Annotated in this window: 15 protein-coding genes; all 15 read left to right on the forward strand. The window is 58.4% G+C overall.

The window, feature by feature from the left end:
- Positions 1-3: 3 nt before the first annotated feature.
- Positions 4-462, forward strand: a complete 459-nt coding sequence (locus tag LC094_RS01665) for a DMT family transporter (RefSeq protein WP_226549580.1) — start codon at positions 4-6, stop codon at positions 460-462.
- 206 nt (positions 463-668) lie between these two features.
- Positions 669-1,304, forward strand: coding sequence for a type B chloramphenicol O-acetyltransferase (catB, locus tag LC094_RS01670; RefSeq protein ID WP_226549583.1), 636 nt, complete (start codon positions 669-671; stop codon positions 1,302-1,304).
- Positions 1,305-1,779: 475 nt separating this feature from the next.
- On the forward strand, positions 1,780-2,307 hold the full coding sequence (locus LC094_RS01675; RefSeq protein WP_226549585.1) for a hypothetical protein: 528 nt from the start codon (positions 1,780-1,782) through the stop codon (positions 2,305-2,307).
- Positions 2,308-2,366: 59 nt separating this feature from the next.
- Positions 2,367-3,131: a hypothetical protein gene (locus LC094_RS01680; RefSeq protein WP_226549587.1), complete on the forward strand. Its 765-nt coding sequence runs from the start codon at positions 2,367-2,369 to the stop codon at positions 3,129-3,131.
- A gap of 371 nt (positions 3,132-3,502) precedes the next feature.
- A complete protein-coding gene (locus LC094_RS01685; protein WP_226549589.1) occupies positions 3,503-4,240 on the forward strand; it encodes an SDR family oxidoreductase in 738 nt (245 codons plus the stop codon).
- Between the two features lie 137 nt (positions 4,241-4,377).
- Positions 4,378-5,466, forward strand: coding sequence for a substrate-binding domain-containing protein (locus tag LC094_RS01690; protein WP_226549591.1), 1,089 nt, complete (start codon positions 4,378-4,380; stop codon positions 5,464-5,466).
- A gap of 225 nt (positions 5,467-5,691) precedes the next feature.
- Positions 5,692-7,317, forward strand: a complete 1,626-nt coding sequence (locus LC094_RS01695; RefSeq protein WP_226549593.1) for an IclR family transcriptional regulator — start codon at positions 5,692-5,694, stop codon at positions 7,315-7,317.
- Positions 7,318-7,892: 575 nt separating this feature from the next.
- Complete coding sequence (locus LC094_RS01700; protein WP_226549595.1) at positions 7,893-8,153, forward strand: hypothetical protein; 261 nt, start codon at positions 7,893-7,895, stop codon at positions 8,151-8,153.
- A 679-nt stretch (positions 8,154-8,832) separates the two neighbouring features.
- Positions 8,833-9,810, forward strand: a complete 978-nt coding sequence (locus LC094_RS01705; RefSeq protein WP_226549597.1) for an ABC transporter permease — start codon at positions 8,833-8,835, stop codon at positions 9,808-9,810.
- A gap of 63 nt (positions 9,811-9,873) precedes the next feature.
- Entirely contained in the window at positions 9,874-10,932 is a 1,059-nt protein-coding gene (locus tag LC094_RS01710; RefSeq protein ID WP_226549600.1) for a substrate-binding domain-containing protein, read from the forward strand.
- An 85-nt stretch (positions 10,933-11,017) separates the two neighbouring features.
- On the forward strand, positions 11,018-13,558 hold the full coding sequence (locus LC094_RS01715; protein ID WP_226549603.1) for an ATP-binding cassette domain-containing protein: 2,541 nt from the start codon (positions 11,018-11,020) through the stop codon (positions 13,556-13,558).
- Positions 13,559-13,590: 32 nt separating this feature from the next.
- Positions 13,591-14,367 carry an SDR family NAD(P)-dependent oxidoreductase gene (locus LC094_RS01720; RefSeq protein WP_226549605.1) on the forward strand — a complete coding sequence of 259 codons (777 nt, stop codon included), beginning with the start codon at positions 13,591-13,593 and terminating at the stop codon, positions 14,365-14,367.
- A gap of 55 nt (positions 14,368-14,422) precedes the next feature.
- Positions 14,423-15,550, forward strand: a complete 1,128-nt coding sequence (locus LC094_RS01725) for an alkene reductase (protein WP_226549607.1) — start codon at positions 14,423-14,425, stop codon at positions 15,548-15,550.
- Between the two features lie 69 nt (positions 15,551-15,619).
- On the forward strand, positions 15,620-16,078 hold the full coding sequence (locus LC094_RS01730) for a nuclear transport factor 2 family protein (protein ID WP_226549609.1): 459 nt from the start codon (positions 15,620-15,622) through the stop codon (positions 16,076-16,078).
- Positions 16,079-16,566: 488 nt separating this feature from the next.
- Positions 16,567-18,414 carry an alpha/beta fold hydrolase gene (locus LC094_RS01735; protein ID WP_226549611.1) on the forward strand — a complete coding sequence of 616 codons (1,848 nt, stop codon included), beginning with the start codon at positions 16,567-16,569 and terminating at the stop codon, positions 18,412-18,414.
- Positions 18,415-18,764 lie beyond the last annotated feature (350 nt).

Consider the following 18,764-nt stretch of genomic DNA (forward strand, 5'->3'; position numbering starts at 1 on the left):
GTCATGCCATTTCTTCCCCTCGTCATCATCGCCGCCCTCGCTGGAGCGGCTGTGCCTTTTCAAGGCGGTGCCAACGCGGCTCTAGGCCGCGCGCTTGGTCATCCGCTCTGGGCGACACTTGCGTCGCTTGCGGTCAGCGCGCTGAGCATCCTGCCCGTCCTGCTGGTTTTGCGCGTGCCACTGCCGACACTTGGCGGTCTCGCGGGGCAACCGAAATGGATTTGGGTCGGCGGTCTCGCCGGTGTGGTCTACGTGACTGCAGCGATCCTTCTGATGCCAAAACTGGGGGCGGCCAGCTTCATGATCGCCGTGATCGCGGGGCAGGTGGTCGGGGCGCTGCTGATCGACTGGACGGGCGGTGTCGGACTGGCCGCGCGACCGGTGGATGCGGCGCGGCTGGTGGGGACGGCGATGGTCCTCTTGGGCGCGATCGTCGTCCAGTGGCCGGCCTTGTCGCGGTGACGCCCCGTGCTTTACACGTGGTTTGCGATCTGGAATACAGAGTGGGCACCGGCTTCGGTGCCGCGGAGGACCAATTTTGAAGTCAGCAGACCGAACGTCCTGAATACGGTCCCGGACAGTGTCCCGGGGCTGTCGCGCATCGCCATAGGCGACTGCGCAGGGTTCGCGCGTCTGCGCATATGTCACATGGCTTCAGAGATCTTCACATGGAAAACCACTTCGAAAGCCCGTTTCGCGGGGTGACGCTCGATCAGCAGGTCACCAATCCCAATATCACAGTCGGTCGCTTCAGCTACTATTCGGGCTATTATCACGGCCACAGTTTCGATGACTGCGCCCGCTACCTCGTGACCGAAGAAGGGGCCGACCGCCTTGTCATCGGCAGCTTCTGCTCCATCGGATCGGGGGCGTCCTTTATCATGGCTGGCAACCAGGGCCACCGGGCCGATTGGATCAGCACCTTTCCCTTCTACTGGATGCCCGAGGTTCCGGCCTTTGAAGGCGCGGCAAACGGATACCGGCCCGCAGGCGACACGGTGATCGGCAATGATGTCTGGATCGGCTCCGAGGCGATCATCATGTCCGGCGTCACCATCGGCGACGGCGCGGTGATCGGTACGCGGGCCGTGGTGACGCGCGACGTTCCGCCCTACGCCATCGTGGGAGGCAACCCCGCGCGCGTCATCCGTAGGCGCTTCGAGGACGCGCAGATCGCGCTCTTGCTCGAGATGCGGTGGTGGGACTGGACCGAGCCGCAACTGCGCCTCGCGATGCCGCTGCTGACAAGCGGCGATATCGAGGCGCTCCACGAGCATTGGTTGCGGGAGATCCACGTCGACTGAAGATCATGGACGCACGTCGCGTCATGCCAGCGTCTTGGCGGCAAGGGGCTCAAAGAGTGATGGCGACGCTGTGGCGCGCCATGCAGTCGGGCGAACCGGTTATCTGGCGACGGACCAAGAACAAGAAAGACACGCCTCTTCAGCGGGAGGGGGCTATCGCGTAAGTCACCATAAAACTTCTTGCCTTAACTGTCGTTGGCTCTGGGCGCAGCAAAAGTCCGCTCCCCACCTATTTTGCTTAAATGTCGCTACCGGCCCTAAGCAAATCTTGAGCTTTATCTTCAGGTGCTGCGATTGCAGTCTGCATTGCCGACTTTCGCTGCGGGGGCGATGGCAAGTGCGCGCGACTGGCCGACGTGGAAAATGGACGACTGGACTCGATGCACTAAACACCCACGCAGATTGCTTGGGCAGCACAGTGATGATACTCGAAAGCCTTAAGTTGTTTTTGTTTGTGAAATTTAGGTCATCTCAAATGACATTTTTGAATTCAATCGTTGTGAAGACCAGCCTTTCGAAGATCGCCTTCCTTGTGTGCTGTCTGTGCCTGCCTTTCAAACCCGCTTTAGCTTGTGCGCCACTCAACGAGCGATTGGGCATTTCGATATGTATCGAAGGCACTCCATGGGAGACGCGTAAAGACGAGGGGGATATGCATCTCTTCTACAACCGCCCGGAAGACTTTGCGGCTCGTGTCATATTTTATGACGGGGGAACAAATGACGGCTTAGACAGCGTGCGCAGCGCACGGATCATGTCCAATTTCGACAGAGAAGAAACTGACGACTTTGCTCTTTTGAAGATGGGGCAGGTCACATCCGGAAATGTCGTATATGCAACGCGCGTGTCTCGGGATGACATCTCTTTTATTCATGTGAATACGGTCTCCGTGGGTCCAACGAAAACCATGCGTATATCCACTTGGCGTCGAGGCGATAAGATGACTGAGAGAGATCAAGAGATGCATATGTCTTTTGGAAAGCTCCTGACGTCCGCGCCGTGACAGCAAAGGGTCAACACTTGGCCTGAACCAAATGCATCACAGCAAGAGGTATATTTTCAATGGGATTTTTTGCTGGCTTGGACGCAAATGATCATGACGGGCATTTCAATGCGCTCAGCCGCATGCTTGAGGCGAAACACAGGATTACGATCCCTGCAAGTCATAAGCGCGAAGAGTTTTGGCATGAGGCCGAAACCATTTTCAAAGCTCCGCTCGGACAAGAAGTGAAAGCGTTTTTGGGTTTCATCGCAGATGTCGCCGCGAGCGACGTTTTCGAAATACTGGCCGGTGAAAACGGGCAAATGAGTCCAGCGGATCCTTGCGAGTATTGCTTGAGGTTAAGGGATTTGCACGATCTCGACCCATCGTATGAAGGCCTTTCCTTCATCGAAACGCGAAGTTTTCGATCCTACTTTTCGGTTCTGACGTCAGAGCAAACTCATTCACCCTGTTCAACGGCGAACTATTCGCTTGAGAAGTACAAGGGAAAGTCCGAGCTCGTGCGTGAGCCCTATGGTGACGTCAACCTCATTTCCTTCGCCTTGCGTTTCTTCGGTGAAAATCTAACGAACGATGGGCGCTCCCTGTTGTCCGACACTTCTGATTTAGAGGCGTTTTTGGCCGAAGCACGCCGGTGTTTGGGCGAACCGGCAGAGTTGGGCGGTGAGGTCTATTTTTTTGAGGCTGAAAATGCCGAGATATTGGTCCGGCCAGTTGTCCATATTGGCATCAATCTTCATGTTTTTGACATAAGCAAGCCGTGGCCCGTTTCAGACACGCTTTTACGGATGTTGGATGGCGGGATAGAGACCTTCAGACGTTGACCGACCCGGGGCCAGAACTGGCCTGCGGCAAAACGAGCACTAGAGGCTCAAAGCGCTAAGTAAGCTGACGACCTCGGCTCAGAGCAGCCCTTCGCCCCAAGCGCGGCGAAAGCGCGCCCGCCCAACATCATCCGAAGCATCGATGCGAAACTGCCTTGGCTATCTCAGGCATAGGTCTCCTAACAATGCCGATTTGCGAGGCGCTTCGGAAACTCATCTAAAAAATTAAACATTTGCAATTCAATTATCCAATGTTAAAAAATGATTCTGGATGATGTCAGGCATCGAGCCCGCCGTGAGGAGGCGCATCCGCATCGCAGACTGTGCTTGAATGCATGATCGTGCGGCGAAGGTTTTTGGGAGGAGAGAGCATGAATCTTACTGACAAAGTTGTCTTGATCAGTGGTGCGGCGCGCGGGATGGGGGCAACCGAAGCGCGGGACTTCGCGGCTGCGGGAGCAAGGCTTGTGCTGGGAGACGTCCTGGAAGAGGAGGTGCAAGCTCTGGCCTCCGAGCTAGGGGAGAATGTCGCGATTGCGGTGCGCCTCGACGTCACGAAAGCTGAAGACTGGCGGGCCGCCGTCGCCGCCGCGCAGGCGCGTTTCGGCCGCATCGATGTGCTTGTGAACAATGCTGGAATTTTGCGGTTTTCCGACATAACCAGCTGCTCGGACGAAGAGTGGGAGCAGGTCATCGGGATCAATCTTAGCGGTACTTTCAAGGGGATACGTGCTGTCGTTCCGATTATGGAGGCCGGAGGCGGCGGGTCGATCGTCAACATCTCTTCGACGTCCGGGCTCAAGGGGTTCTCCGGCGTTCCGGCCTATATCGCCTCGAAGTTCGGAATCCGTGGCCTGACAAAAGCGGCCGCCGTCGAGCTCGCATCAAAGGGCATCCGCGTGAATTCGGTCCATCCCGGAAACATCAACACAGACATGGTCGATGGGCTCTACGCCGATTACCGGCATGTGCCAATGAACCGCGTGGGGGAGCCGGGCGAGATCAGCAAGTTGGTGATGTTTCTGGCCAGCGATGACAGTTCGTTCTCGACGGGCGCAGAGTTTGTCGCGGATGGCGGAGAAACCAGCGGGATGCCGAATTTGTTCTGAGCACTCAGGCGCAGAAATCACCTCAAATAGGTTTATCAATTACAAATCGATTTGAGATTTACCAATGATCACGTGTCGAAAGAGGAGCGGCACGGCGATCTTCAGTAGGGTGATCTTCACCAAGGGAGGAAAGAGAAATGCAGAAGACGTATCGGTTGGTCGGTTTCGGACTTGCGGCGACCACAGCTGCGAGCGTTTGGGCGCAAGGCGCGCTGGCGGAGGATTTTGTCTATGTGAATGAACATAGCGACATTGCGCCATTGTGTGGGGAAGGGCCGATCCGCGTCGCGCTCGTCGACGGCTATGGCGGCAATTCGTGGCGCCGGACGGCCTTTGCAGAGATCGAAGACGAGGCCTCGAAATGCGAGAATATCGTCGAGGTTACCTATGCCGAAGCCGGAGGAGATTTGCAGGCCTATAGTTCCGCAATCAATGGCTTTGTGGCACAAGGTTATGAAATCATTGTGTCCTACACCGACTTCGGAGATGCGGCGATCCCGGTCTATCGGTCCGCTCAGATGGCGGGGACGACGATGGTGCCGTATTTCTCTGATTTGAACGGTCAGATCGGGGTCGATTACGCCGCAAACCCCTATGAAGATGCGTTCCGTGCAGGCTCGATTTTTGGTGAATGGGTCGGGGAGACGATCGGCGAAGGCAAAACCGTTTTCTTGGGCGGTCTGGCTGGATCGGCCTCGTCCGTGACCTTTCTTGAGGGCTATAAAGAGGGCTTGAAAGCCTATCCCGCGGTTGAGCTTTTGGATGACAATTTCATTGCAACGAACTGGAACCCTGCAGATGCGCAAAAAGCGGTGGCCGGTCTGATTGCGAAATACCCCCAAATTGACGCGATTGCGACGGATTACGGGGTGACCAGTCTGGCTGCGGTCAAAGCCTTTCAAGGGGCAGGTTTGCCGGTGCCGGCAATGGCCTTCATCGCGACCAACAATGAATATAGCTGTAAATGGATGGAGGCGAAGGAGGCCGGCGAGGCTTGGCCACAGCTGGCGCTGAGTGGCACCACCGCTGACGTACGATTTGCTCTGCGTGCGGGACTTGCGGCGCGCAATGGTGTGGAGGCTCCGGAACCGAGAGCGCTGGTGGCCTTCCCCTTTGCCGACAGTGAAGCTGGTGTGGACCCGCTGTGTGATCCGAGCTTGCCGCCGGATGCGGACCTGTCCTCGTCCTTGCCTATGGACAAAATGGTCTCGCTTTTTGAGCGGTAATGCTGCATGAGCCAATATTCTGGCATTGCCGGATCGCCTTGCCTGGCGGTCCGGCTTTCGCTTTCTGTAGAAACGTGTACTTCGAACGGATATCTCCGAGCAATGTTTCCAGTCCGGACAATGTTGTTATGATGAGAGGCCTTGCGCGGATAGGGGGCTGTCGGTGCCGGGTATAGTCATAGATATGACGGAGTTGATGAGCTGGAACATGGGTGACGTGAAGAGATGACGAAGGAAAGCGGTGCAGGTCGGCGCATCAAATCTGTCGAAGTGTTTGGAGATATCCTCGCAGGGATGGTTCACGCCGGGGAGCAGACCTCTCTGGATGGTGTGGCCGACGCGACCGGGCTGTCGACGGCGAAAGTGCGCCCCTATCTGAACAGCCTTCAGCGCACGGGCCTGGGGATCTATGATCCAATGAAACGGCAATATGCCTTTGGCCCGCTTGCTGCCTTGCTTGGGCAGCGGCGCATCGAGGCGCTGGCGCGGCGATACGGATTCCTAGACGCGGCACGCAACATCGCGCGCGAGCGCGATCTCTTTGTGGGCATCGTGTTCTGGGCCGGGATCGGGCCGACCGTGGCCAGCGTTACCCCGTCGCGCATGGCCGCCGACAACAATGTGTTGCCGGGGACAGTTTACAGCGTCACCGGCACAGCCTCGGGCAGGGTGTTCATGGCATTCTCCTCTGATCCGCGCGTTGCGGCGCGTGCCGAAGCGGAACTGGCGGGCAAAGCTTACCCGCGCGGGGTCGGGGAAATGCGTGAGGATGAAAATCTATCGGACGTGATTGCGGAGGTGCGCCGAGACGGCTTTTGCTTTATCCGCGATGCCTATTTCCCGGGGTACAATGGGATGGCCATGCCGGTCATGGATGAGGACGGAGAGCTGGTCTGCGTGATCGTCGTATCGGGGACTTCGAAAGCTCTCCCAAAGGATTTCGCGCAGGGTCTGACGGAACGCATTCGCACGGAGCTCGCTGAGCGGCTCGCGGCCAACCCATCTATGCTTTCAGCACCGGAAGTGAGCCGTATCGACCCGATCCGCAGCGAGCATTTTGAACCCTCCGACGCGGCATTGGATGAGCGGCGCGGCGTTGGGTCGGCGGAGACCGCGGTGCAAATCTTGCGTGCAATGACAGGCCGGGCTGGGCCAATGAGGCTTAAGGAAATCTGCGACCAGGCCGGGCTCGCCGCGGGCAAGGCGCATAGCTACATGGTCAGCCTGCGCAATGCGGGTTTGGTCGAAAAGGCGCCCGGATCGACACAATATCGCCTTGGGCCGCTGACGGCGGAGATGCTGCTTGTGCGACTGCACGGCTATGATGTCTTTGCTGCGGCGCGCGCCCTTGTGCGGCGACTGTCGCGGCAAACGGGTTTGATGTGCTTCCTCACGACATGGGGGAGCTATGGCCCGGTCGTCGTGCATATTGAGCGCGGGCAGTTGACGCGCCATTCCAATATTTCTCTGGGCCGCGGCATGCCGCTCAGCAGTTCTGGCACCGGGCGATTGTTTCAAGCCAACGTCAGTCAACAGATTCTGGCCCCTGCGGTGGCGGCCGAAACGGCTGCTTATCCTCAGTTGCGCGCGCTTGCTCCCAGTCCGGAGGATCTTTCGGTGATGTTGGAAGACATTCGAAAGGCCGGATATGCGATCTTTGAGACTGGCCCTGTTGTGGGGCTTCGGTCGCTGGCCGCACCTGTGCGCAACCATGTGGGGGACATGTGGTTTGCGGTGACTTTGACGGGTGACATGGAGCGGGTGCGCGCTGAGGAGCAAGCGTTGCTAAAGCAGCTTCTGTCCGGCGTTGCGGCGATCTCTGCCGATCTGGGATATGCGCCGCCGCAGTAAGGTCTGCCAGAAGCAGCTCCGCATTTTTCACTCATTTCTCACCTCGTTCTCATCTGGCGCTTGTCGAGCGCGGGTTTTGGCTGCCTGAAACAGGTTTCCGCACCTGAAAGCCAAATTCCTGCGGTGAAGAAATTTGATTTAGGCAAGTCGATTCGCAAATGGCGCAAATCCTACATGCGGCTTGACCGCGCCTCACTTGACCTTTGTGGCTGTCAGGGCCGGACGCTTGGAATGCGCGTTTCTTGCAAAAGGGTGAGAGGGCATGACGGTAAGAGTTTTGGTGAGGCGCCGCTCTTAAGCGTTCTGAGCTTATGAGGGGGAGTTCACATATGATGACGAGATTTGGCCTGCTGAAGAAAAAGAAGGGGGTGTCCGCGTAGGGTTTCAACCAGAATTGGGGGAAGATTCACGGACCGATGGCCTCCAGATTCCCAGGCCTGCGCGGGTGCTGGCAACATGCTGTGACCTGCAAGGAGCAATTCGGCATTCGTCATGCAGGAGGGCCAAATTGGGGGTCGGATGGGTTTTTGAGCTGTATTTTGACGACGCGGATGCGATGAATGGGGCCGTGAGAGATGGCGCCTTTGCGCCAGCGCTGGCTGACGAAACGGATTTTTTTGCAAGACGTTAAGATTGTCGCCCGTGAAAAGCACAAAGTTGTCGAAATGAGACTGGATGATGGTCCGGTCGATGGGGGAATCGAGTTTTGGTTTAGGGATAAAGAGGCTACGGCAGAGCTATATGCGCAGGTCATTGCGACGGAGACGCAGGAGCACGCGAAGGTGTTTCTCGATACGATCACGCCTTACTTCGTGAGCAGCTGTCCGCCTGTTTGATGGGCGGCGCCTTTAAAATCGGCACCAGAGATCCGAGAAAAATGATTCGATATTGGTGAATTGATATTTTTGACGACCGAAACTTCCAGCCGCCAACTTTCATTATTGGGTGGCGCGGACAGGAGCTGGGTAAAAAATTAGTCATTAAGGCTCATTTTCTCTGATCGTAAATTATATTTTTAAACTGCATCTGAGGAGAAAAATCTCATTCTGCCTTGGCTTCAGTCATGGGGCTGAGCGCCCAGTCGAGAGCGCAAATTCATGACGACGCCAGTCGAGCGCCTCTTGGCTTGAATGATTTCAAGGTGCTGATTTATATGAAATAATTTAAAATTTTGCGCTGAATTTTGACGGGCCTCGCGTCATTTTTTGCCCCCCTGTCTCTGACGGTGATGTCGCGCGCCTTCTGACTTCTAAGCCTTTGTTTGGGTCGTGTTCTAGAACTGGAAAAATCCCAAAAATCCAAAAAATATACGTTAACAGCAAATAGATTTGCGCATTACAAATTATGTGCTAACCATAACCAAGAGGGGGTCGCACCCCTCAAAGGGAGGAATTTCAGACCATGGCGACAGACCGCCTGGCGTGGTCCGCGAGAGCGGGCTGTGCCCAGAATTCTGCTGGCTTGCGGCTGGTGGGCGGGTCAGCGGTCTGTGCGTGTATCTGAGGAGGACGCGTGATGAATACAGCAAACAACGCAACTTATGGCACAATGCCGCCTGGCCTGTTTGGCCGCTGCCGGCCGTCGTTCGAGCTTGGGACAGTTGTGCTGTCAACGCTGGCTCTGATCGTGCTCTGCATGATCTTTGCGCCTTCGAGCATCACGTCTGGCGCGCTTGCGGGAAGTCTGCCCTTCGCGGCTGTGGCGGTGATCGTCGGCCTTGGTCAGATGCTTGTGGTTCAGCAGGGGGGCTTCGATCTGTCCGTCCCCGGCGCGATCAGCCTCTCGGTTGTGATCTCCACACATTACCCCGCCGGAAATGACGCGGAACTTTTGCCCGCGATCTTGCTGGCACTCGCCTTCGCGCTCGGCGCGGGCCTTTTCAACGGCATCTTGATCGGCATCGTGCGCCTCAACGCCATCGTGGCCACCATTGGCACGAATGCGCTGCTGTACGGCGGTGTCATCGCGATTTCCGGCGGTGTGCCGCGCACGACTACGCCGCTTTTGTCGCGCATTGCAGGGGGCGAGTTTCTGGGCCTCGGCCACACGGTCTGGTATGCGCTTGTCATCGTCTTGGTGGTGGCGGTCGTCCTGAAAAAGACCGTCGCCGGACGCCGGTTCGAAGGCATCGGCGCCAATCCGGCCATGGCGCGCACGGTCGGCCTGCGCGTGCGTTCCTACGAGATGTCCGCCTATGTCAGCGCACAGCTGCTCTACTGCCTCGCCGGCATCCTGCTCGCCGGTCTGACCAGCCAACCCACCGCGTTTCTGGGCAACAGCTACCTGCTGCCTTCCGTGGCCATCGTCGTCCTTGGCGGGACATCCTTGATGGGCGGACGGGGCTTTCCCGTACCGACGGCGCTGGCAGCCTTCTTCCTGACCCAACTGGGCCAGTTCTCGATCACCATCGGCGTGCCGTTCTCGGCCCAGACCATCATTCAAGCGCTCGCGCTGGGTCTTGGGATCGCGATCTATTCGTTCCGCCGCAGCTGATCCCCGATCTCACCGAGATTTCGCCAAGATTTCACTGACACGGACTTTAGAGGAGGAGACACCGTGAAACTTACATCCAGAAAGATCGCTTTCGCCGCCACAACGGCCCTGAGCCTTGCCGCCACTGCGGCCTTTGCAGAGGACGTCCCGTCCTGGTGTGGACCGGACAACGCAACGCTGGCCTTACTTGACGGCAGCGGCGGCAACAGTTGGCGCCAAATCACCAGCGCCTCGGCCCGCGAAGAGGCTGAGAAGTGCCCGAGCATCACCGATTTCTTCTACGCCGACGGCCAGGGCGACACGCAGAAATCCATTTCCGACATCAAGAGCTTTGCGGCCCGTGGGGTCGATGCCATGGTGGTCTTCGGCGATGCCGGTCCCGCCGTGCTTCCGGCGCTCACCGCGGCGCATCGCGCAGGTGTGACGGTCGTGCCCTATCGTCAACAGGTCGGCGGCGAAGAGGGGGTGAACTACGCCAAATTCGTATCGGCCTCCTTCGTGAGCGATGGCGTGAATTTCGGCAACTTCATCAAGCGCGAATTCCCGGATGGCGCCAAAATGCTGTTCCTCAGCGGACCGGCGGGCAACAGCGTCGGGCTTGAGATGCTCGAAGGGCTGAATTCCGTGCTCGATGAGCGCTACGAATACCTCAACCCGGCGCCTTTCCATGTGACCAACTGGGACCCGGCGCTGACGCAACAGGTGCTGACCGCCGAGATCGCGAAACACCCGCAGATCGATGTGATCATCTCCGACTACGGCGCGTCTCTGATCGGTGGTCTGCCCGCCTTTGAGCGCAACGGGCGGTCTATCCCCGCGATCACCACGGAATCCGTCAATCTTCTGGGCTGCTTCTGGCAGGACAAACAGGCCAACAACCCGGACTTCAAACTGCTGACCCGGGGTGGTGGCAATGAAAACGGGCGCTTGGCCGCGCAATGGGCGATTGCCCTGGCGACCGGCGGCACGCCGCCCGAGACCAGCGTCTACACCTCCGAGATTTTCGAGGACTCCGTCACGGGTGAGCCCAGCGAGGTGCAATGCCGTCGCGATTTGCCCGGCGAGATTTACCTCTCGGCAAAACTGAGCCCGGAGAAACAGCTCGAGGCGATCAACCAATAAAACACGCAGGCTCCCGGTCGTTACGGCGGCCGGGGTCCGCGGACACAAACGCATTGTCCAACTGCTCTGGAGGAGGGGGTAGGTCATGTCTATCGCAAGCAATATCGACGCGGCAAACACAGGGTCGCATATGGAGACCAACGTGCATTCTTTGGCCGAGGCGCCCATCACCATCGGGATGGCGGGCATTACAAAATCCTTTTCCGGCGTCTACGCCCTGACCGATGTGACCGTCGCGTTTCGTGCCGGCGAGGTCCATGCCGTTTTAGGGGAGAATGGCGCGGGAAAATCGACGCTCATGAGCATTATCTCCGGCGTGCTTCAGCCGGATCGCGGCGAGATCACCTTTGAGGGACACGTCGCATCTCCCTTAACGCCGGAGAAGGCGGCAGATCTGGGAATTTCCATTTCTTATCAGCATCCTGCTATTGTTGAAGACCTGTCGGTTCTGGAAAACCTACAGGTGTCCTTGCCGCCTGAACTGTTCGAGGGGCGCAAGGCTCAAGATGTCGCGCGCGAGGTCATGTCCGCCGTGGGGTTGGACGTGCCGCTCAAGATGCGGGCAGAGGGGCTGAGCATCGGGCAAAAACTCCTGCTTGAGATCGCCAAAGCCTTGGCCACCAATCCGAAAGTTCTGATCCTTGACGAGCCGACGGCCTCTCTCGACAAAGACGCCTCGGACATGCTGTTCGAACGCGTGCGTGCGGCGGCGGCCCGAGGCACGGCGGTCATCTATATCACCCACCGTTTGGCCGAAATCCGGCAGATCGGGCATCGTGTCACCGTTTTGCGCGATGGCCATGTGGCGGGCACGGGTCTGGTGCGCGATCTGTCCGACAGCGAACTTTTGGACATGATCGTCGGGCGCAAGCTCGACTCCACCTTCCCGCCGAAGGCCAAGCCGATGCTGGGTCAGGCCAATCTGACCGTCAAAGGTTTGGGCGGACACGGGTTTTCCGATGTCTCCTTTGAGGCGCGACCGGGTGAGATCGTGGGGGTCGCAGGCGTCGCGGGCAACGGTCAGACCGAGTTGATGCGCGCGCTTGCGGGGCTTGATGCGGCGCGTGGCGAGGTGAAACTGGCCGGGCAACGTCTCAGCCATAAAGACCTGATCCACGCTGCGGCCTTCATGCCCGCCGACCGTTTGGTCGAAGGCGTCGCCAAGTCCTTTTCCGTGCGGGAAAACGCGGCTTTGGGCGCCTTGGAGAAATTCGCCTCTTTCGGGTTCATGAGCCGTCGCAAGGAACATGCCTCTGTTGTCGACACATTCCGCGAGCTGTCGGTGAAAACGCCGGGGCTTGAGGCCAAGATCACGGCGCTTTCGGGCGGTAACCAGCAGAAGGTCGTTCTGGCGCGGGCGCTTTTGGAACAGCCGGGGTTGATCGTCGCCGATGAGCCGACGCAGGGCGTCGATGTCGGCGCGCGTTTCGAAATGTATCGCATCCTGCGCGAAATCAGCGGCGCAGGGACGCCGGTGGTCGTCAATTCGTCGGATGCCGCCGAGCTTGAGGGGCTGTGCGACCGCGTGATCGTGCTGTCGAAGGGCAGGGTGGTTGCCACGCTGACCGGCGAGGATGTGGTCGAGGCCAAGATCGTCGCGGCAGCCGTCGGCGCGGACCATCATGCCGAGACCGGCGCGGATCGCCGGGCGGACAGATCGCGAGGTGGTGCGCTTCGGCATTTCCTGCAATCGGACAACGCGCCTGTCGTTCCGCTTTTGGCGATCATGGTCGGCCTTGCGCTCTATGGCTATAGCCAGAACGCCAACTTCCTGTCGTCATTCAATGTCTACAACACCCTGATGTTGGCCACGACGCTGTGCTTTATCTCGATGGGGCAAACCATCGTCTTGATGCTGCGCGGCGTGGATCTCTCCGTTGGGCCACTGGCCGGGTTGTCGGTGGTGATTGCGTCTTTCTTTGTCAATGACGGCGCCTCTTTGCCGACGATGCTGACGGGGTTCGGGCTTATGCTGGTCGTCGCGGTTGTCGTCGGGCTCGCCAACGGCAGTCTCGTGCGCTACGCCAAATTCACCCCAATCGCCGCGACGCTGGCCATGTATATGGGGCTTCAGGGCATCAGCTTTCTGATGCGCGAGGGGCCGGGCGGCTACATCAGCTACGATGTCACCGCAATCCTCGGCGCACAGATCGGGCCGCTGCCCTGGGCCTTTGTCGCGCTGATCGTCTGTGTGATCGTCGGGGAATATGTGCTGCGCAAAACCCGCATCGGCTGGCAAATCCGTGCCGTTGGCTCTGATGAAGAGGCCGCGCGCCGGATCGGGTTGAACGTCAATCGTCTCAATATTCTGGGCTATGTCGCCACGGCTCTGTTCGTCTTCGTCGGTGCACTGATGCTCATGGCGCAGATCGGCGTCGGCGATCCGCAACAAGGCACCAATTACACACTCGCCAGCATCACCGCAGTTGTGCTGGGCGGCACGTCCCTAAGCGGCGGACGCGGCACCTTTATCGGCACGGCGCTGGGTGCGGTTCTGTTGACGGAAATTTTCACGGCCATCGCCTTTTTGGGGCTCTCGCAGACCTATCAATACGTTTTCCAAGGCGCGCTGATCGTGTTCGCGGCGGTGATCTACACCACCCTGCGCGGACGGCCTCAGGCGTGATCGCGTGGCAGATTTAAAGAGGAGGAAAAATTTTGGAAACGCTCGAAGGAAAGAACATCGTGATCACCGGCGGCACCGGCGGGCTTGGCTTTGCCATCGCTGAACGGCTGATAACGTCGGGCGCGAATGTCGTGCTTGCGGACCTGCCGGGGGCCGATGGGGCGGGTGCCCTTGCCGCTTTGCCCCAAGATCCGGCCCAAGACAAGGGGCGCGCCATTTTCGTCGCGATGGATGTCTCTGACGCGGACGACGTGGAACGCGCCGCCGCCGAAGCCGAGGCGCGTCTGGGTCCCATTGACGGTGTCGTTGCGAACGCCGGCATCGCGCCGCCGACCGATGCGTTCGACTACGATGCGCAGTCCTGGCGGCGCACCATGGGCGTCAATGTCGATGGCGTTTTCTTCACCGCGCAGAGCTTTGCCAAGCGGATGAAGGCGGCTGGTCGGCCCGGCAGCATCGTGATGATTTCATCGATTGCCGGCTTTCGCGTCGTCAAGCCGGAGCGTCACGCTGCCTATGGCACAAGCAAAGCTGCGGTGGCGCATCTCGCCTCGCTTTTGGGGGTGGAATGGGCGCCGCACGGCATCCGTGTGAATGCATTGGCGCCCGGCTATACCGCCACGCAAATTCTGAAAAAGGCGCAAGAAAGCGATCCGGAGATGATGGCCAATTGGCTGTCGCAGGTTCCGATCGCGCGCCTGTTGGAGCCGGCGGAGATCGCCAACGGCGTTGCGTTTCTGCTGTCCGATCTGGCCAGCGGCGTGACCGCCACAACGCTTTCCGTGGATGGGGGCTATCGACCGGCCTGAGCGCCGTGTCCCCTTTCGCAATTTTTGAAATCCACAGTCAAAACAGGAGGAAACCATGACTGTTGCAGAAGCAAATCAAGAGACCAAGACAAGCACGCTGTTCGAACCCGCCAAGCTCGGCGCTTGGGACCTGACCAATCGCGTTGCCATGGCACCGATGTCGCGCTTTCGGGCCGATGCAAAAACCTGGGTCCCTGCGGATTACACCGCCGAATACTACGGTCAGCGCAACACCTGCGGCATGCTGATCACCGAAGCGACCCAGATGTCGCCGGACGCCGTCGGCTATCCGCGCTCGCCGGGGCTCTACAATGCCGAACAGACCGAGGTCTGGAAAGGGATCGTCGACGCGATCCACGCGGGCGGCGCCAAGGCGGTCGTTCAGCTTTGGCACACGGGGCGCATTTCGCACGCTTACAACCGTCCGACCGACAACCCGCATCCGATGGGGCCGTCGCCGATCAAACCCGTCACGGAGATGATCACCGACGAGCACGGCATGGTTGAGATTCCGACGCCGCGTGAAATGACCAAGGACGACATCCAGTATGTCGTGGACATGTATGCCGAGACCGCGCGCAATGCCAAAGCGGCCGGGTTTGACGGGATCGAGATTCACGCCGCCAACGGCTATCTGATCGACCAGTTCTGTGCTTCGAACATCAACAAGCGCACGGATGAATATGGTGGCTCCTACGAGAACCGTTTGCGTTTCCTGCGTGAGATCATCGAGGCGGTGGCCACGGTCTATGACAAGGGCAACATCGGCGTGCGCTTCTCGCCCTATGGCACCTTCAACGATGTGCATGAAGAGGACCCGCTCGCTCTCTTCACGGCTCAGGTGAAACAAGCTGAGGCCTCCGGCGTGGGCTATGTCCATGTCATCCGCCCCGAAGTCACGGGCGACAATGATGTGCAGGAGGCTTTCGATCATGCCGACGTGATCGGTGTGGCGCGCGATCTCTATTCCGGCCTCATCATCGCGGCGGGTCAATACACACGCGAAACCGCCGAGCAGGAAATCGCATCGGGACGTGCGGACATCGTGGCCTTCGGGCGGCCCTTCGTGTCGAACCCCGACCTGATTTCGCGGATGAAAGCGGGCACGGAACTGGCGCCGCTCAACCGCGACACGCTCTATATTCCGGGCCGCGCGGGCTACATCGACTATCCCGAAGCCTAAGCACCCCGGGCCGGCGCGCGGTCCTCGCGCGTCCGCCACAGAATTCCATAGAAATCGGAGGAGAAAATCATGGATATCGAACACCGCATTCAGCGTCTTGAGGACATTCAGGACATCGAGAAGCTGACATATCAATACGCAGCCTATTGCGACGACAACTATAACCCCGACGGTATCGCGAGCTGTTTCACGGAGGATGGCGTTTGGGTCGTTGACGGGGAAGGCGGCTCCAACAATGGCCGCGAGGAAATCCGCGAGCATTTCCGTCAACTGTCAAAGCACATTTCCTGGGCCATCCACATCGTGACCAACATGCGTGTCGATGTGCATGAGGACGGCAAAAGCGCCACCTCGCATTCCTATCTTTTGTGCTTCTGCACCATCGGAGAGGATGCTGTGGTGCTGACATTGAACTACACCAACCAATTCGTGAAGCAGGATGGCAAGTGGTTCTTCAAAGAGCTGCGCGGGAGCACCCATCAGGTCTCCAACTGGGATCAGGGCTGGGTAAAACAAAAGTTCCGCTAAGGGCGGGTCTGTTAAGGCAGGCGTCCTAGCCGCGAAACTCCGGATGTCTGTCTTGGCCCGCCGTCAGTGTCCTCCACGACGGCGGGCATCTTCGTTGAAGCGCTTCATACGAGACGGATCAACGCCACCCGACTATCGCAAGCGCAGCGGGGCCTCATGTGCACTTTCTGAGCACGGCCAAACTTGGTGTGTGGCGCAACATTTTGGCGCCAGCCTATGAGGAGACGAATTGTCGATTTTGCCAGTGTAAATGAATATTTTCGGGAGTAGAGAGGGTCCGCTTTCCACCCGTTTTACATAAATGTCGCGACCGGCCCTTACCCGACGTGCAATCCATACTGAGCGAATGTGTGCTCCAGAGCAGGTCATCACCAATATGCGCTGTGCATCATTTGGCTTTGTAAACATGATGAAAAATGCTTTGTTGACCCCATCAGCACCGATCTCTTTACTATGGGTCCACGTCCTATCGGCGGCTATGGCTTTGGATGAGCAGGTTCAATTGGTTGGGAAATCTGGCTCAGGACAGGAGGTCAGTCATGACAGATCTTTCAGGCGACGAACCCTGCTCAACACAAGATGAAACGGCGAACCCCGAGCGCTGCGAGGTTGAACCTGAGGATAGGTCTGACTGGTCGAAAGATGCGGACAGGGCGGATCTTGTCCATCGGATTTATGATACCGCCCTGGACAACTCGCTGTGGCCTGACATGATCCTGCGTGTCTTCGAGGTGATCGAAAAGACTCAGGCAGACCCGGTATCAAAAGAAGATTTGCTGGATATTCAGCGCCACTTTGCCAGGGCATTGTCGCTTTCCGAAAAAATGTTAGCTCTTGAAAACAGTGTCGAACTGAAAGATCGGCTGCTGGATCACCTTGGTATCTCCATGATTTTTCTGGGTGAACAGGGCGAGTTGATCTCGCAAAAGGACCGATCCGACAAACAGGCATATGTTCCAAACCCAAAATTTCTGCCCGACCGGCCTGAGGTTCAGGACATGATCTCCGCATCTCAACAGGCCGAAGGCCCGGTCATCCGTGCCGAACCCGGGGGGACAATGCCCGCGCAGATCCTTTTCTCACGCAGGCAAATGGTAAGTCGGTCTTTGCCACAGGGCGTCGCGTGGGTCCTGGTCTGTGTTGACAAAACCGCCGAACAGCTTGCCGACCATGTTGGGCAAAACTTTGCGCTCACTCCCGCAAAGACCCGCCTTCTGGCCGGGTTTCTGCGTCATGGCAACCTTCGCCGGGCGGCTGAGGACTGCGGCACGAGCTATGAAACGGGGCGCACGTATCTCAAGGATATATGCCAGAGCATGGGTGTCCGTGGGCAATCGGAATTGCTGCAATATATCCTGTTCAGCTCGCCGGTCATACCGAACGACAGCCCAGCGAACGCCGAGACCCTGAAGACGCGGCAGGTCTTGCAACATGACGATGGCAAAACTCTGGAAATTTTCACCCTTGGCGCACAATCCGGCTATCCTCTCATCATGTTCGATGCTCTGACCGGTGGCGCGCTGGATATCCTTGGCTATCCCGAGCGGTATCAACCATTGCTGGATCGGCTGGGGGCGCGGCTGATCATTCCGTGTCGGCCCGGCACCTTTCGGTCATCGTTTCGCGTCCAACATTCGGCCTCTGACTATGCCGAAGACGTTGCAATGATCAGCGAGCGTCTGGGCCTGTCGCGCTTTTCTCTGCTGGGCTATTCCTATGGTTCAGTTGCGGTGCTGGGTGCCGCCCATCACCTGCGCGACCGTGTGGACCGGATTACGCTGGCGTCTGTGTTCTACCCCAACTACGTCGCGCCGAATTGGAAGGAGATGGATTTCTTCTATCAGATCGCGTCGATTATCGGCCGCCGCTGGCCGGGGCTCCTGCGCCGTGTCATTCCTTTTCTGGCCAATTCGATCCTGCACAATATGGACAATTTCTGTGATCGCGCCGCCGCTCGGGCTGATTGCGCCCATGAAGAGGCCATCCTGAACGCGCCCATGGTCCGGCAACGGTCCCGTGACATGCTCGAAGAACGCATTTCACAGGGGATGGACGGCCTTATTCAGGAATATCAACTCATCGCCCAGCCACTTGATGTTGATCTGGGCCAGATCACAGCGCCCGTTCAATTGTTTCACGGCATGTGCGATCGCATCAACCCGATGGGCGGAGCCGAGGCGCTTGCACAGGATCTGGGACAGGTGAGGCTGCACAAACTCCCCGATATGGGCCATGCTTTTATCTATGCGGAATGGGACTGGCTGTTGAAGGCGGCGATGGGGCAGCCCTTCGATATTCCCGCGGCGACACGGCGCGGTCTTTTGACATCGGGATAGGCGCCGCGCCCAAAAAACGCGCCCCCCTCCCCAAATGGGAATTGTTGGCGCAATTTGCGCTCTCTACGGTCTGCAAAAAGGGGCGGGTTTTCAGATATTTGGGCGGTCTGGTGAGGGCTGCCGATCTTCAGGTCTGACGTTTTTTCGGAAATCTGCCCCACCAACAAGACCACGGGGCAGGTTCCAACATGCTGAAGACTACGGTGCATTGGCTTCACACCGCATCGTTCTTTCCTGATCAAATCATGCCGCAGGCAGACGCTATTCCCGTTTTTTTTGGGGGGGGGCGGGCGCTGCTGCCTCGTGCATGCGTCCCCTCGGCGCGCCAACGCATGGCCGAGGGGGCGTCA

The organism is Celeribacter naphthalenivorans, from assembly GCF_020524585.1.
Taxonomy (GTDB): Bacteria; Pseudomonadota; Alphaproteobacteria; order Rhodobacterales; family Rhodobacteraceae; genus Celeribacter; species Celeribacter naphthalenivorans.

Excerpts from the sequence above, each read along its gene's own strand:
- LC094_RS01680 (WP_226549587.1), top strand. The coding sequence starts at position 2,367 with ATGGGATTTTTTGCTGGCTTGGACGCAAATGATCATGACGGGCATTTC.
- LC094_RS01675 (WP_226549585.1), top strand. The coding sequence starts at position 1,780 with ATGACATTTTTGAATTCAATCGTTGTGAAGACCAGCCTTTCGAAGATC.
- LC094_RS01735 (WP_226549611.1), top strand. The coding sequence starts at position 16,567 with ATGAGCAGGTTCAATTGGTTGGGAAATCTGGCTCAGGACAGGAGGTCA.
- LC094_RS01685 (WP_226549589.1), top strand. The coding sequence starts at position 3,503 with ATGAATCTTACTGACAAAGTTGTCTTGATCAGTGGTGCGGCGCGCGGG.
- LC094_RS01690 (WP_226549591.1), top strand. The coding sequence starts at position 4,378 with ATGCAGAAGACGTATCGGTTGGTCGGTTTCGGACTTGCGGCGACCACA.
- catB (WP_226549583.1), top strand. The coding sequence starts at position 669 with ATGGAAAACCACTTCGAAAGCCCGTTTCGCGGGGTGACGCTCGATCAG.
- LC094_RS01700 (WP_226549595.1), top strand. The coding sequence starts at position 7,893 with ATGGCGCCTTTGCGCCAGCGCTGGCTGACGAAACGGATTTTTTTGCAA.
- LC094_RS01730 (WP_226549609.1), top strand. The coding sequence starts at position 15,620 with ATGGATATCGAACACCGCATTCAGCGTCTTGAGGACATTCAGGACATC.
- LC094_RS01715 (WP_226549603.1), top strand. The coding sequence starts at position 11,018 with ATGTCTATCGCAAGCAATATCGACGCGGCAAACACAGGGTCGCATATG.
- LC094_RS01725 (WP_226549607.1), top strand. The coding sequence starts at position 14,423 with ATGACTGTTGCAGAAGCAAATCAAGAGACCAAGACAAGCACGCTGTTC.
- LC094_RS01665 (WP_226549580.1), top strand. The coding sequence starts at position 4 with ATGCCATTTCTTCCCCTCGTCATCATCGCCGCCCTCGCTGGAGCGGCT.
- LC094_RS01695 (WP_226549593.1), top strand. The coding sequence starts at position 5,692 with ATGACGAAGGAAAGCGGTGCAGGTCGGCGCATCAAATCTGTCGAAGTG.
- LC094_RS01705 (WP_226549597.1), top strand. The coding sequence starts at position 8,833 with ATGAATACAGCAAACAACGCAACTTATGGCACAATGCCGCCTGGCCTG.